15 protein-coding genes are annotated in these 14,137 nt (G+C 48.0%); 14 read left to right on the top strand and 1 reads right to left on the bottom strand.

Annotated features, from left to right (window positions below):
- Nucleotides 1-226: 226 nt before the first annotated feature.
- Nucleotides 227-565 (bottom strand): hypothetical protein, encoded by a 339-nt coding sequence (locus VSQ30_RS19950; protein WP_334466909.1) that lies wholly within the window; start codon nucleotides 563-565, stop codon nucleotides 227-229.
- 671 nt (nucleotides 566-1,236) lie between these two features.
- On the opposite strand from VSQ30_RS19950, the gene VSQ30_RS19945 reads away from it, so the two are divergent.
- The 14 genes from VSQ30_RS19945 (at nucleotide 1,237) to rfbC (ending at nucleotide 13,720) form a co-directional block, all read left to right on the top strand.
- Entirely contained in the window at nucleotides 1,237-1,794 is a 558-nt protein-coding gene (locus VSQ30_RS19945; RefSeq protein ID WP_334466906.1) for a replication initiator protein A, read from the top strand.
- Between the two features lie 250 nt (nucleotides 1,795-2,044).
- Entirely contained in the window at nucleotides 2,045-2,389 is a 345-nt protein-coding gene (locus VSQ30_RS19940) for a plasmid mobilization protein (RefSeq protein WP_334466904.1), read from the top strand.
- An 87-nt stretch (nucleotides 2,390-2,476) separates the two neighbouring features.
- Nucleotides 2,477-3,091 (top strand): recombinase family protein, encoded by a 615-nt coding sequence (locus tag VSQ30_RS19935; RefSeq protein WP_160580023.1) that lies wholly within the window; start codon nucleotides 2,477-2,479, stop codon nucleotides 3,089-3,091.
- A 163-nt stretch (nucleotides 3,092-3,254) separates the two neighbouring features.
- Nucleotides 3,255-3,845 carry a hypothetical protein gene (locus VSQ30_RS19930; protein WP_334466900.1) on the top strand — a complete coding sequence of 197 codons (591 nt, stop codon included), beginning with the start codon at nucleotides 3,255-3,257 and terminating at the stop codon, nucleotides 3,843-3,845.
- Nucleotides 3,846-3,867: 22 nt separating this feature from the next.
- Nucleotides 3,868-4,095 (top strand): carbon storage regulator, encoded by a 228-nt coding sequence (locus VSQ30_RS19925; protein WP_334466898.1) that lies wholly within the window; start codon nucleotides 3,868-3,870, stop codon nucleotides 4,093-4,095.
- 142 nt (nucleotides 4,096-4,237) lie between these two features.
- Nucleotides 4,238-5,950, top strand: coding sequence for a flagellin N-terminal helical domain-containing protein (locus VSQ30_RS19920; protein ID WP_334466896.1), 1,713 nt, complete (start codon nucleotides 4,238-4,240; stop codon nucleotides 5,948-5,950).
- A 124-nt stretch (nucleotides 5,951-6,074) separates the two neighbouring features.
- Nucleotides 6,075-6,395, top strand: coding sequence for a hypothetical protein (locus VSQ30_RS19915; RefSeq protein WP_334466895.1), 321 nt, complete (start codon nucleotides 6,075-6,077; stop codon nucleotides 6,393-6,395).
- Nucleotides 6,380-7,555 carry a glycosyltransferase family 2 protein gene (locus VSQ30_RS19910; RefSeq protein ID WP_334466893.1) on the top strand — a complete coding sequence of 392 codons (1,176 nt, stop codon included), beginning with the start codon at nucleotides 6,380-6,382 and terminating at the stop codon, nucleotides 7,553-7,555. Before VSQ30_RS19915 ends, VSQ30_RS19910 begins: the two co-directional genes overlap by 16 nt.
- Nucleotides 7,556-7,572: 17 nt before the next feature.
- Nucleotides 7,573-8,349, top strand: a complete 777-nt coding sequence (rfbF, locus tag VSQ30_RS19905) for a glucose-1-phosphate cytidylyltransferase (protein ID WP_334466891.1) — start codon at nucleotides 7,573-7,575, stop codon at nucleotides 8,347-8,349.
- 1 nt (nucleotide 8,350) lies between these two features.
- Nucleotides 8,351-9,421 carry a CDP-glucose 4,6-dehydratase gene (rfbG, locus tag VSQ30_RS19900; RefSeq protein WP_334466888.1) on the top strand — a complete coding sequence of 357 codons (1,071 nt, stop codon included), beginning with the start codon at nucleotides 8,351-8,353 and terminating at the stop codon, nucleotides 9,419-9,421.
- Between the two features lie 478 nt (nucleotides 9,422-9,899).
- Nucleotides 9,900-10,838 (top strand): NAD-dependent epimerase/dehydratase family protein, encoded by a 939-nt coding sequence (locus VSQ30_RS19890; RefSeq protein WP_334466885.1) that lies wholly within the window; start codon nucleotides 9,900-9,902, stop codon nucleotides 10,836-10,838.
- Between the two features lie 64 nt (nucleotides 10,839-10,902).
- On the top strand, nucleotides 10,903-12,234 hold the full coding sequence (rfbH, locus tag VSQ30_RS19885) for a lipopolysaccharide biosynthesis protein RfbH (protein WP_334466882.1): 1,332 nt from the start codon (nucleotides 10,903-10,905) through the stop codon (nucleotides 12,232-12,234).
- Nucleotides 12,235-12,252: 18 nt separating this feature from the next.
- Complete coding sequence (locus VSQ30_RS19880; protein WP_334466880.1) at nucleotides 12,253-13,191, top strand: NAD-dependent epimerase/dehydratase family protein; 939 nt, start codon at nucleotides 12,253-12,255, stop codon at nucleotides 13,189-13,191.
- Nucleotides 13,178-13,720, top strand: coding sequence for a dTDP-4-dehydrorhamnose 3,5-epimerase (gene rfbC / locus VSQ30_RS19875; protein ID WP_334466878.1), 543 nt, complete (start codon nucleotides 13,178-13,180; stop codon nucleotides 13,718-13,720). Before VSQ30_RS19880 ends, rfbC begins: the two co-directional genes overlap by 14 nt.
- The last annotated feature ends 417 nt before the right edge of the window (nucleotides 13,721-14,137 follow it).

The following is a 14,137-nucleotide window of genomic DNA, read 5'->3' as shown; positions in this document are numbered from 1 at the left end:
AGGTGTGTGCGGCGCGGAAGGGCCATCCTGGCCCTGGTGTGTAGACTGCATACACCAAAACAAAACCTATATTGGAGGAAAAACTTCAAAAGAAATCGAGTATGACGGGAGACAGTGTGAGCTTAGATATAGACGGGAAGAAGGAGCGCCGTATCCTGATGATTTTTGAAAAAGATACAGGATAAGTAAAGGGGGAGTCAAAATTGACTCCCCCTTATGCGTTTCTTTAGGCTGTCATATAGTCGTAGAGTTTGGCCTTAAGGGCAATCACCTGGGCCTCTGCCGCCTCGGCCCTGGCCTTGTATGCGTCCCTCTCTTCGGCCAGCTGGCCGGCCTGCACCGTGCGCTGGGCCAGCTGCTCCCCCAGCTCCTGGGCCTGCTCCACCGGGTTCCCGGAAAAGTCGTTGTCGATGTTCTCCTCCGCGATGTCGAACACGCCGCGGAAAGCGGTGGCGATGTAGCTGTCCGGCCCCAGTTCGGCCACCATAGCTTTGATCTGCTGCAGGACTCCCCGCTCCTGGTCTTTGGTGGCCATTGCGGCCTCGGTGGTGTTTTCGATGCACATTTTATATTTCCTCCTTGATTTTTGGTTCCTGCTCTGTTAAAATCAAGGTAGCCGAGGGAAAGACATTGGCTGCCGCCAAGTCTGTTTCCCCGGCCCGCCTTGTTTGAGGCATCGGAGGATAGCGGGGTAACATTGGCGTGTGTACCGCTATCCTGGTTTTTTCACTCCTTCCCGCCTCGGGATTATATGCAAAAGAAAAAGCACCCGGTTTTTACCGAGTGCTTTTCGATTTGGCGAAGCCAATATCGTGTTGCCCTCATTCTTTGGGCAACATCATGGCCAACACGAACGCCGGGCCTACAAAGTAGATTGTGGCGGGGTTCGTATGACTCTGGTATGGCTGGGGCAGAAGGACTTGAACCCTCGGCACGCGGTTTTGGAGAACGGTAATAACAATTTATCTCATTTCAAGGAGTTTTACCAATTGTTATGAGATACTGGAAAATGGCTTAAAACCTGGGCTTTTGACACTTTTCAATTCCAACTGCCGTTCTGAATCTGCAAATTTCCTGCACATCTGATAGAAAAATTGATAGATAAAAACTAAAAACTTGATAGAAGGCTTCCAACACGCTTTTACCTGATTTTAATAATTAGATATTGCCTGTGCCCTGATAACAGCCATTATCAGGGCTTTTTTATGCAGTTTTATCCATAAAGGAGATGATCTCATGGGCAAATTTGAACTGGAATATATGTGTCCCCGGCCTGCTAAAGGCTACCGCTATCTGTCTGTTCCAAAAGAACTTCTGGAGAACCCGATTTTCTCCAGGCTTGACTATGGAGCAATTATCTTGTTCGCCAAAATGCTGGAAAGAGCCAGTTTATCCGCCCAGCATGAGGATAAATTCACAGATGAAAGCGGGAGGCTTTTCATCATTTACACGGTCGAACAGATGGAAAAAGACCTACAGCGTTCACACCCAACGGTAATCAAATTCACGAAACAATTAGCTGATATTGGGCTGATTAAAAAAGTACACCAAGGCCAGGGGAAGCCAACGAGAATTTACATAAAGGATTTCACTTCCGTGGATTCTGACGGTCAAAAGCCGCTGGTGGTTAACGTCCGCAAGTCAGAAGATTTGATTTCCAGTAGTCAAGAAACTGAACTTCTGGACGTTAAAAATCTTTCATCTATAGAACTTAATCATAAAGAACTTGAGAATAAAGACCTTCTTCCTTCCTGCCTTCCAGAAGACGGGGCGAGTGAAGGCAAGGAAATATAGAAAGGGGGAATCTCTCATTTATGTCCGCAATTTTTGTTTACTCAGCATGAATATGGACGTCATTTTAGCGCAGTTTGCGAAGAAAATAGGCCCGAAGGGCCAAAAATTCTGAGCGCCGAAAAAACGGCGTTCAGAGCACGAGCCAGCATCGCATTTGTGCAGACCCTTGTGCGGACAAGTGTGCAGACAAATGCCCGGACAAGGGAGAATCCCTTGCAACCCTTAAAATTAAAAATGAGAGGATGATTTTTTGGAAAGACAAAGAAAGTTTGACATGAGATTGAACGAGAAGGACTTCAAGCTGTTAGAACGCCGGGCGCGAAAATGCGGGCTGAGCAAGTCCGCTTACATACGGCAGCTGTTCCACGGCTACAAGCCCAGGGAAACCCCGCCCGCTGACTACCACGCCATGAGGCGAGAACTGTGTGAGATTGGCAATAATCTGAACCAGGTCGCGTTTATGGCCAACGCCACAGGGCTGGTGGATGAGGCCGCATACTATGAGAACGTGGTATGGCTGCGGGATGCTATCCAGCGCATTGAGAACGCGGTAGCAGGTGATGGTTTGGAGGGGAATTCACAGACAACTGAATAACAAAAAAGCACTGACGCGCGGAAACGGCCCAGTGCTTTTTTGTTTGCCTGCTTTCGTGTAAACTCATGGGAAAGGGAGTGTGAAAAAATGAACATATACGGCTACATCCGGGTTTCCAGCACAGAACAGAACGAGGACAGGCAGCAAATCGCCATGGACAGGCTGGCAGTGCCCCGGAAGAACATCTATCTGGATAAGCAGTCCGGCAAGGATTTTGCGCGGCCCAACTATATGAAAATGGTAAAAAAGCTACGCCGGAACGACCTGCTCTACATAAAAAGCATCGACCGGCTGGGCCGCAATTACAAAGAAGTCCAAGAGCAGTGGCGCATCCTCACTAAAGAAAAAGGGGTGGACATCTGCGTGATAGACATGCCCCTGCTGGACACCCGCACGGCAAAAGACCTGATGGGGACCTTTATTGCCGACCTGGTGCTGCAAATCCTCTCCTTTGTGGCGGAAAGCGAGCGGGACAACATCCGCCAGCGCCAGGCCGAAGGAATCGCTGCCGCCAAAGCCAGAGGGGTACGCTTTGGCAGGCCGCCCCGGCCCTTGCCGGAGAATTTCTGGGCTGTCCGCTGCGCGTGGAAGCGGAAGGAACTCACCCTGCACCAAGCCGCGCAGGCCTGCGGGATGCCCGACACAACCTTCTATGACACGGTGAAAAGGACTGATATGGATGAAAGCAATCCGCAAAAATAAAGGCACTTCGGAAATGTACGAATAACCGATGTGCCTTTTTGGTGCGCTATTTTGTGTCTTACACCATGGAAGTCGGCATATTTGCGAAAAAGATAAGCCCAAATCCGAAAAAACTTCACTTCGTAAACCCGTAGATTTACGGTTTTTAAGGGGGTGGCGGCCTGTGTCTGTTCTGGATTTAGATCTGATTAGCGGCGCAGGGAATAGCCCTGCGCCGGGGCAAGGGATAACAGAAGAAAAGCTGCGGCGGCACCTCCATGATTTAGCAGAGGAAATCGTGTGCGATTTGAATGAGCACGCCCCTGCTGGCAGCCAGGAACTGCTGAGTGCCTTTGTTTCCGAACTGTTCCTCGCCGCTACGAAACAGGCTATCCGGGAGGAACGCAGGAAGAAGCAGGCCGAGGGCATCGCCAAGGCAAAGGCCAAAGGCGTTAGCTTTGGCAGGAAATCCAAGCCGCTGCCGGACAATTTCGAGGAGGCCCGGCAGCTGTGGCTCAGCCGGGAGTTGAATCTGAAGGACGCCGCTAAGCATTGCGGCTTGCCGGAAAGCACTTTCTACGATGCCGTGCGGCGGATGGGGGAGCCGGTCAGTGTGAACCCCCGGAAACCGCTGCCGGAGAATTTTGAGGAATCCCGTCTGTTGTGGCGCAGCCACAAGTTGAAGATGAAGGAGGCTGCGGAGCGTTGCGGCATGGCCGCGACTACCTTCTATGATGCGGTGCGGCGGGTGGAAAGCGCGGAAGCCCGCGACTGAAAAAATTGGGAAGGAGCCCAACATGTTATCTTTACGATTAAAATCTGGTGAATATTTAACCATCGGCGAGGACATCACGGTGCAGGTTTTCCAAGACCGGGGCAACTCCATTGAGGTTGCCATTGACGCGCCCAGAGAACTGCCTATCCTGCGCGGCAGGCTGTTCGAGCAAACAGAAAAGCGCCCGGAGGGGCTTCACGATAAAGATTACAAGCGTGCGTCGGAAGTGCGGCGCAACACAAAACGATAAATTTGATTTCTGCTGATTCCGGAATCAGTTGAAATATACAGTGCTGGGCGGGAAAACTTGGCCAGTTTGACGAACCAGCGCAACCCCACGATGAACGTGGGTGAGTCCGAAACGCAAAAAATAATTTTAAGGAGAAAAAATTATGCGTATTCAACACAACATCCTGGCGATGAACGCTTATCGCAACTACAACACCAACACCTCTGCCCTGGCGAAGAACCTGGAGAAGCTGTCCTCTGGCTACAAGATCAACCGCGCTGGCGACGACGCTGCCGGTCTGGCCATTTCCGAGAAGATGCGCGCCCAGATCACCGGCCTGAGCGCTGCCCAGAAGAACGTAAAGGACGGCATTTCTCTGGTGAAGACCGCCGAGGGCGCCATGCAGGAGATCCAGGACATGCTCAACCGCATGGACTACCTGGCCACCCAGTCTGCCAACGGCACCTATGACAATGATGTTGACCGCAAGAACCTGCAGAAGGAAGTGGATGCTCTCCGGAGTGAAATCAACCGTATTGCTGACTCCGCCAACTTCAACGGCATCAAGCTGCTGGACGGTTCGTTGGCAGGCAGCGATACCACCATGGCTACCACGTCCACCTCTTTGGTGACTGAAGATCACATGCAGCTCCATGAAGCGGGCAAGGAAGAACAGGAACCCAGCTTTACCATTGATTTCTCCCAGATCTTTGATCAGTTGAAGGCGTCTGCCACACTTGCAGTTGGCGACACCTTTACCATCAACGTAAAAGTCGGCGATCAGACAATTGGGGTTACCGCTTCTGTAACCGGCTCTATTGCGGCTGGCGCACTGATTAGCGCCAGCAAAGTGAGCTTCAGCCTTGGTACAGCTACACAGACTATCAACAATGTCGACTTTACAGCTAGCTGTGCATCCAGTGGTACAATTACTTTCACCTTTAAGGCATCGGGAACCAATAACACTGCCGGCGTCCCAGACTTTGAGTCCTCTATGGACGTTACGATTGAAGCCACTGGCGCAGCTCTTGGAACCAAGTACTTTACCAACTGCAAGACCCAGAATGTGCAGGATGGTGTTGCGAAAACTGCTGACCAGATGGCCCATACCCAGTTTAAGCTGACAGCAGACATTGTGAATTCTATGATTAATGGAGATTCCATGACGATTGGTAATCAGACATTCACAGTGGATGTAAAGAAGAATATTGCCAGCAGCACCGGTACTGTAATCGGTGTGAAGGATCTGCTGGGTTCTGATGGCAAGATTGACGCCGCCAAGTTGAACCAGGTTGCGGATGCTATTACCCGCTTGGGTTCTGGCAATAATACCTTCCATATTGGCGCTGGCGCTGATAATGTCATCAACCTGCATGAAAAGGCCAACTACTATAATTCTTCTAACGAAGACACTTGGCTGAACAGTAAGAGCAAGCTGGACGAAGTGGTGAAGATGAGCTCCGGCGGCGCTGCGGGCAGCACCCTGACCCTGCAGATTGGCGACACCAGCGACAAGTTCAACCAGTTGGAGGTTAAGATCGGCAATATGCACACCAGTGCTCTGGACATTGACGGTGTTGACATCAGCAATCCCACTGGCGCAGCCGCAGCTATTGAGAAAATTCGCAATGCTATCAACACTGTTTCCGGTGTCCGCGGCGATCTGGGCGCTGTCCAGAACCGTCTGGAGCACACCGCTAACAACCTGAGCGTCATGGCTGAGAACATCCAGGACGCCGAGTCCACCATCCGCGACACCGACGTGGCCGAAGAGATGATGGCTTACACCAAGAACAACATCCTCATCCAGTCCGCACAGGCTATGCTGGCCCAGGCCAACGCAGTGCCCCAGGGTGTTCTGCAGCTGTTAGGCTAATCTTTATAATTGAATTAGCATTACAGGCAGACTGTTGTTCTATAAGTAAATCCCATGCACGAAACGAGGGGGCGGGCATGTGCCCGTCCCCTTTTTGTGTGGGGATGCTGAAAGGGTTTCAAGGATGAAAGCGATTGAGATAGCGCAGCGTTTGGCGCAGTTGAACGAGACAGAGGACGCGTTGAAGGCGTACAAGGTGGCTCTGACGGAGGAGCCGGACCCTACCACGAAAATGGAGGCGGCGGCCTACATTTTACAGTTCGGCAAGGGCGATGATTATAAGATTTCATACACTTTTTTTCGGGATTTATACAACCAGGGCGTTTTCCAGGAAAACATCCTGGAGATTATGGACGAGGCCTTTTTCCAGCCTAATTTGCGGATTTTGAAGTCCCGTTATGAGCGCAACTGTAAGGAAACGACTACATTATGGTGTGTGATTTGATAAGCATTGTTGTGACCGCATTCAATACAGAGGATTTTTTAAGTGAATGTATAAATAGCATCCGGAACCAATCTTATTCTAATCTTGAAGTGATATTAGTCGATAATGGTTCAACAGATGGAACAAGTAAAATGATGGATTACTATAAAGAGAGGGACAATAGAGTGAAAGTAATTCACAAAAAATATGGAACACCCTATAGTGGAAGAAAAGCTGGTGTTATGTTGGCCACTGGAAAATATCTTGGTTTTGTTGATTCAGATGATTACATTGATGAAGATATGTATAAAAAACTGTCTGAAACTATTGAGGGATATGATATAGTAACATCAGGATATAAGAAAGAAATTGCTGGAAAAATGTATGAATTCTTTGATACGCTTCCTTTTGGTTCTTATAAAAGCGAAACTGAAATGAATTATTTAATGGAACACATGATACTTTTGCCGTATACAGATAAAGAGGGGATTAAAGGTCGCGTGTCGGACAAACTTTTTAGGACAGATATTCTAAAAACTGTATGTACGGAAATCGAAGAATCAGGTTTTCCTGATGATTCTGCTATTGCTTATAGTTATATAAGTAAGTGCAAAAATGTGTTTGTTTCTGACATATGCGGATACACTTACCGAGTGAACCCGTTGTCTGTTACTCATGCCTATTACGACAACTATTTATCCGACTTAAACATATTCTACAAAAATATGCTTTTTATATTTTCCAAAAATAAAAAATCTAAAGCTTTGGTTCGACAATTAGAAGAATTTGTTTCGATTCTGTTATCTGATGCGGGCAGTCGAATGAATTTTGGCCTATACAGCCGAGCTAAGAAATATATATTCCCATTTATCAATATTCTTGACGATAAGAAAATTGTTTTATATGGTTCCGGCGATGTGGGACAAGACTATTATTCTCAGATTCAAAAACTCAAAATGTGTAATATAGTTTTATGGGTTAGTAAGAACAGAAAAGTTTTACAAGGATCAAATCTTGAATTGTCTCCGCTTAGTAGTTTACTTTCTGAGCAGTTTGACTATGTAATTATAGCTGTTAGCCGAAAGGATATGGCATTAGATATTAGAAAAGAACTGGTTGAAATGGGGGTAAAAGACAATAAAATATTGTGGTTGCCACCGATTTATATGACTGATTTATAAGGAGAAGTAATTATCAAATGAAAACTCTAATCCTCGCCGGTGGCTACGGCACCCGCATCTCTGAAGAAAGCCAATTCAAGCCCAAGCCCATGGTAGAACTGGGCGGCATGCCTATCCTATGGCACATCATGAAATTGTACGGCCACTACGGCTTCAACGAATTTATAATCTGTGCAGGCTACAAACAACACATTATAAAAGAATATTTTGCCGATTATTTCCTACACACCTCAGATATTACATATGATTTCACTCATGGTAAAAACGAGATGATAGTACACAAAAACACCTCGGAACCCTGGAAAGTCACCATTGTGGACACGGGCCTGAACACCATGACCGGTGGCCGGGTAAAACGTGTGCGGGATTATGTAGGCAACGAACCTTTCTTCTTGACTTATGGGGACGGCGTTTCTGATGTAAATATTGCCGAGTTGGTAAAGTTCCACCAGTACCACGGAAAGATGGTGACGATTTCCGCCTATAATGCCGGCCAGCGTTTCGGGATTTTGGATGTTGGTGAAGACGGCCATATCAATGAGTTCCGCGAAAAAACGCAGGGCGACGGCAATCTTATCAATATTGGGTTCATGGTCTGCCAGCCGGAGTTTTTTGACATAATTGTGGGAGATGACACTGTGCTGGAAAAATCCCCGCTGGAAAGTGTCGCCCGGATGGGTCAACTGATGGCGTATAAACATACAGGATTCTGGCAATGCATGGATACGGTGCGGGAAAAGGAATTGCTGGAAAAGCTGTGGGCGGACGGACATGCCCCGTGGAAGGTGTGGTAAGATGAAAAATTTTTCTCTGGATTTTTTCCGTGGAAAGCGGGTATTTGTCACTGGGCATACGGGTTTTAAGGGAAGCTGGCTGTGCAGGATTCTGATAAACGCAGGCGCGGTTGTGACTGGCTACTCTTTGCCGCCGCCCACAGATCCGAACCTGTTTTCCATAGCTGGATTAGAAGGGAGTATGACTTCCATCATTGGGGATATCCGGGATAGAGACAAGCTGATGCAGGCATTTTGTCAGACTCAGCCAGGCATGGTTTTCCACTTGGCTGCACAGCCTATTGTTCGCGATAGTTATAAAGACCCCGCTGGTACATATGAGACAAATGTGATGGGGACAGTGAACCTTTTGGAGTGTGTCCGCACCTTACAGGCACCTGTAAGGTCAGTGGTGATTATCACCACTGATAAAGTCTATGAGAACAAAAACTGGGCTTGGGGCTACCGGGAAAACGATCCTCTGGACGGACGCGACCCTTACTCCAACTCCAAGTCCTGCGCAGAGCTGGTAACCCATAGTTATGTGCAGAGTTTCTTTGCCGATTCGCCCGTAGCTGTCTCTACCGTGCGGGCTGGCAACGTGATTGGCGGCGGCGACTTTGCCCACGATCGCATTATTCCTGACTGCGTGCGGGCCGCTCAAGCCGGATATCCCATCATTGTGAGGAATCCTTTTTCCGTCCGTCCTTACCAGCACGTTTTGGAAGCATTGTTCGCATATCTGCTGGTCGCGCAGCACCAATATGAAAATAGGAATCTGGCAGGATGGTACAATGTGGGGCCAGATGACAGCAGTTGTGTAACTACGGGAGAGCTGGTGGATATGTTCTGCCGGGCATGGGGGGACGGCTTAACTTGGGAGAATCATGCTGAACCAAATGCACCACATGAGGATATTTTTTTGAAACTGGACTGCTCCAAATTGAAAAAAGCTTTTGACTGGAATCCCATATGGGATGTAAAAACGGCTGTTGAAAAAACGGTGGAGTGGACAAAAAGTTGGTTAAAAGGTATGAAGCCAGGTGGAATTGGGGATCAGCAGTTCTTAGAATATATTCAAAAAATGATATAATTTAGACAGTATTGTCAATAAACTAAGAACCGAATTGCAATACAATGGATTTAGGCAGCAGTAACGAAAAAAGTAATGTTTTTGCGTAACGTGTAGCGATATATACAACGCCATCTTTTGTGAAGCCGGAACACATTCTTAACGAGATGGCGGAGCTTGTGGAGATATTCGTCGTATTACCGCAAATATTTTCGATTTCTTCGTGAGGGAATATGTCACTAAGATATAAGATATGTGAATGCGGTTTCACTGAGTGCGTATACTTCGGAAGTCAAACCAATGGAACGAGGCACGGGGTTGTTTGGCGGATTTTATTGGTTTCTGTGTTGAAGATCTTAAAAATCTAGCGAGCTTTCTAAATGCAATATGTATTGACAGTTCGCCATCTTGAATTATCCGGATTTCTTTCGAAAATCTTCACATCGTTTCTATTTAGTTCAGTTTCTCAATTTACACGTAAAGAAAGTAGGTGTTAAATTTGACAGCTATCGTTACAGGCGCTGGTGGTTTTATAGGGAGATGGTTAGTTGAACAGCTTGTTTTTGATGGATACTCTGTCTTGGCAATTATTCGGCCCCAAAGCTTGAGCTTTCCATGGATGGGATTACAAACAGACAAAAGTGTTGAAATAATTTGTTGTGATATAGCAAATTATGACGATTTACCTATGCTTATAGGCAGACGAAATGGAGCAGTATTTTTTCACTTGGCATGGGCAGGTGTATCTGGCCACGATCGAGAGAATTTGGATATACAAATTCAGAATGTAAAGTCTTCAATCTCTGCTGTCGAGGCTGCTGCACAAATCGGTTGTACAAGATTTGTGGGTGTAGGTTCCATGATGGAAGAGGAGTCCTTTATTGCAACTAAAGGAGATGGTTTATTACCCAGCCCGGGCTATACATATGGGGCTATGAAATATTTGGCCCATTTGCAAACAAAAATTGCAGCTATTCAAGTTGGTATAGAGTATCTTTGGCCCGTTCTGACAAATGCATATGGGGAATATGAAAACTCCCCACGTTTGATTAATACAACATTAAGAAAAATAATAAATCATGAGCCGTTAAACTTTACTTCAGGCTCACATCTTTGTGACTTTGTTTACGTCGAGGATGCAGTTCGGGCTCTGTCCATACTTGGGACTGAGGGTAAACCATTCTGTGATTATGTAATTGGTAGCGGTCAGCCTGCAACTGTGCGAGAATATATTGAAAGGATTGGGGAAATTTTCAAGGTAAAAGAAGATCTCCTTTTTGGTATAATTCCATATTCAGGAGTGCATTTGCTGGAAAGCAGCTTTTCTATTGAGAAGTTAAAACAAGATACAGGGTTCTTTCCAAAAGTATCGTTTGTCGATGGAATTGTAAAAACTATGAAATGGATAAGTAAGCAAGCTGATGTAGATTTAAAATGAGATTGTTCTGTTTAAAATAATTGAATCTATTATATGATGATTTGGGGGTTCTGGAGGAATACATATGCGCACAACTGATGAAATCAAGCAGGAAATATTTTCGCTTATCCGGGAGTACCGGCAAATAGAAGATGCCTCAAAAAAGCCCTTCGTACCGGGCGACCGCATCCCCTATTGTTCCCGTGTCTACGATGCTGAGGAGCAGATAAACCTGGTAGACTCGGCGCTGGAATTCTGGCTGACCGCCGGGCGGTTCTGCCAGGAATTCGAGCATGGCCTAGGCGAATTCCTAGGCGTGAAGCATGTAGCGGCAGTGAACTCTGGATCCTCCGCAAATCTGCTTGCTTTTATGACGCTGACTTCTCCCCTATTGAAAGAGCGGGCAATCCAGCGGGGAGACGAGGTGATCTGTGTGGCGGCGGCGTTCCCCACCAGCGTGACGCCAATTTTGCAGTTTGGGGCGGTGCCCGTGTTCGTGGATGTAAAGCTGGGCACCTACAACATCGACGTTTCCCTGCTGGAAGAAGCGCTTTCGGAGAAAACAAAGTGTGTTTTCCTGGCGCACACACTGGGCAACCCGTTTAATCTGAAAGCTGTCAAGGATTTCTGCGACAAGCATAATTTGTGGCTGGTTGAGGACAACTGCGACGCCCTGGGCGCTGCTTATGACATGGGCAATGGATACCAGAAAACAGGCGCAATCGGTGACTTGGGTACTTCCAGCTTTTACCCGGCCCACCACCTGACCACCGGCGAAGGCGGAGCCGTCTACACAAATAACGACCTGCTGGGCCGCATTATGCTCTCCATGCGGGACTGGGGCCGGGACTGCGTATGTCCGTCTGGCGTGGACGATTCCTGCGGGCACAGGTTTGACGGGCAGTATGGGCAGCTCCCCAGGGGGTATGACCATAAATATGTATACTCCCATTTTGGGTACAATTTGAAGATGACGGACATGCAGGCGGCGGTAGGCTGTGCGCAATTGAAAAAGTTAGAAGGCTTTATCCAGCGGCGCAATGAAAACTGGGAAACATTGCAGGCGGGCCTTGCTGGGGCAGGAGACAAACTGCTCCTGCCTTACCATGAGGAGAAAGCCCAGCCCAGTTGGTTTGGTTTTTTGCTGACTGTCCGGGGGGGAATTGACCGGGAAAGGGTTGTACGGTACATAGAAGAGAAGGGCGTACAGACCCGCATGCTGTTCTCTGGCAACCTGCTGCGGCACCCGTGCTTTGACGAGCTGCGCAAAGCGGGGACAGGCTATCGGGTTGTGGGAGACCTGCCCAATACGGACAGGATCGTGCAGGATACCTTCTGGGTTGGGGTGTACCCTGGGATGACGCAGGAGATGCTGGAGTATATGGTGCAGACGATATTGGATTCCATCAAACAATAGGGTTGTAGGAGGGAAGGCATGGGGACAGCTATTGTGACAGGCGCGGCCGGTTTCATTGGGCGCTGGTTGGTGAGGGAATTAGCCCAAAACTGTGATAATGTAATAGCCGTTGTCCGGCCAGGCGGCCACCCGGAATGGTTGGACAACCGTGCGGGAGTCAAAGTTATAGAATGCGGTCTGCATGAATATGGCAGACTGCCTGCCTTGGCCGGTCCCCAAAAACAGTCCGTGTTTTACCATCTTGCATGGGCCGGCATTGCAGGGCCTTCCCGTTCTGACCCAGTGGTACATCTGGGAAATGTGGAGGCCGCTGGGCAGGCTGTGCAAGCAGCTATAGGAATAGGCTGTTCCCGTTTTGTTGGCGTAGGGTCTTTGCGGGAATATGAAGCGTTGGCCGAGCTGGATGCGGACAGGCTGGAAGTCAGCCCCAGTTGCATTTATGGCGAAGGCAAGCATTTTGCCCGGTTTTACACAAAGGCCCTTGCCGTCCAAGGGGGCCTGGAACATGTATGGACCGTCCTCTCCAATGTGTATGGGGAGGGGGACACCTCCCTACGGTTTATCATAAATACAACGCTGCATAAAATTCTGCATCATGAACCCCTGGAATTTACGTCCGGCACACAGTTGTATGATTTTATTCATGTGGAGGACACAGCGAGGGCTTTAGCGGCTATAGGGAAGTTTGGCGTGTCCGGATACAGTTATATTGTAGGAACTGGGAAGCCAAGGCCTTTACGGGAGTATATCGAGAAAATGGGAACGCTTTTTGCACCAGAAAGAGAATTGCGGTTTGGGGATATGCCATATTCAGGGATATCCTTGCCTGCTGACCGTTTCTCGATAAAAAAGCTGACAGAAGATACAGGGTTTGTGCCGAAAGTCCTCTTTGGAGAAGGGATAAAGCGCACCATGGAATGGATAAAAAATAGGGAGGCTGGGAATGAGAAAATTTGAATTTATTGGGTCGGCGATTCCTGGCTGCTTTGAAATAAAATCGTTTTTTGCAGATGATGCCCGGGGCCGATTTGTTAAGGAATATAACCAGGCGGAGTTTGTAAAACACGGTATACAGGATAATTTGAAAGAAGTTTTCTATTCCACTAACAAAAAAGGCGTACTCCGTGGGCTGCATTTTCAGCGTGGAAAAATGCAGCCCAAACTGGTAAGTTGCATCTCTGGGCATATATGGGATGTAGTAGTAGACTTGCGCAAGGACAGTCCGATGTTTAAGCATTGGCAGTCTTTTAACCTGACAGGGGATGGATGCAACCAGGTGTACGTGCCGGTGGGCTGTGCCCATGGCTTCCTGACGTTGGAGGATGCCATCGTCCTTTACAAATGCGGGGAGGTCTTCTATCCGGAGGGAGATAGTGGGATTAGATGGGATGACCCGGACATTGGGGTGGGGTGGCCCTTAGATAAGGTTGAGGGAGCAGGAAAAGTTGTTCTGTCTGAAAAGGACAGAAGTCTCCCGTTTTTGTAAATGTAACTCTTGTGAAGATGAAGGAAGAGGCATAAAATGGGGGTAAGAAATTCGAAAAGATAGCATAACGTTCTACATACGAAGTTCCGAAGAATAGCCGGGGTAAAGCGAGCAAGCAGACAGAGCGACCTCCGGAAAATCCAGCAGAGACTATCAATCACCGTACAAGTCAAAGCAGTTGTGGCATTACCATGGCTGCTTCGACTTTGTACGGCGTTTTTGCTTGCCCTAAAATATGGATGCCAGCTCTGTCGCTACCCCAAAGAGGGGTACAAAAACAACCCAAAGTACCCTTACAAGGGCGTTTTCAAAGGGCATGATCTCTGTTAAAATTATCTTATCCCGTCTGGACGGCAGCGCACCCGGAGTCACCAGTTCCTCTATTTATGGAAAAAGCGGAGCTACAAGAGCCTAAAA

Source organism: Acutalibacter sp. JLR.KK004 (assembly GCF_036941085.1).
Taxonomy (GTDB): domain Bacteria; phylum Bacillota; class Clostridia; order Oscillospirales; family Acutalibacteraceae; genus Acutalibacter.
The sequence above is the reverse complement of the archived record's forward strand: the minus strand, read 5'-3'. Positions and strand labels throughout refer to the sequence as shown.

What these genes read in the sequence shown, in the direction of transcription:
- VSQ30_RS19910 (WP_334466893.1), top strand. Translation starts at nt 6,380, where the DNA reads ATGGTGTGTGATTTGATAAGCATTGTTGTGACCGCATTCAATACAGAG.
- rfbG (WP_334466888.1), top strand. Translation starts at nt 8,351, where the DNA reads ATGAAAAATTTTTCTCTGGATTTTTTCCGTGGAAAGCGGGTATTTGTC.
- VSQ30_RS19915 (WP_334466895.1), top strand. Translation starts at nt 6,075, where the DNA reads ATGAAAGCGATTGAGATAGCGCAGCGTTTGGCGCAGTTGAACGAGACA.
- rfbF (WP_334466891.1), top strand. Translation starts at nt 7,573, where the DNA reads ATGAAAACTCTAATCCTCGCCGGTGGCTACGGCACCCGCATCTCTGAA.
- VSQ30_RS19945 (WP_334466906.1), top strand. Translation starts at nt 1,237, where the DNA reads ATGGGCAAATTTGAACTGGAATATATGTGTCCCCGGCCTGCTAAAGGC.
- rfbC (WP_334466878.1), top strand. Translation starts at nt 13,178, where the DNA reads ATGAGAAAATTTGAATTTATTGGGTCGGCGATTCCTGGCTGCTTTGAA.
- VSQ30_RS19950 (WP_334466909.1), bottom strand. Translation starts at nt 565, where the DNA reads ATGTGCATCGAAAACACCACCGAGGCCGCAATGGCCACCAAAGACCAG.
- VSQ30_RS19925 (WP_334466898.1), top strand. Translation starts at nt 3,868, where the DNA reads ATGTTATCTTTACGATTAAAATCTGGTGAATATTTAACCATCGGCGAG.
- VSQ30_RS19880 (WP_334466880.1), top strand. Translation starts at nt 12,253, where the DNA reads ATGGGGACAGCTATTGTGACAGGCGCGGCCGGTTTCATTGGGCGCTGG.
- rfbH (WP_334466882.1), top strand. Translation starts at nt 10,903, where the DNA reads ATGCGCACAACTGATGAAATCAAGCAGGAAATATTTTCGCTTATCCGG.
- VSQ30_RS19920 (WP_334466896.1), top strand. Translation starts at nt 4,238, where the DNA reads ATGCGTATTCAACACAACATCCTGGCGATGAACGCTTATCGCAACTAC.
- VSQ30_RS19935 (WP_160580023.1), top strand. Translation starts at nt 2,477, where the DNA reads ATGAACATATACGGCTACATCCGGGTTTCCAGCACAGAACAGAACGAG.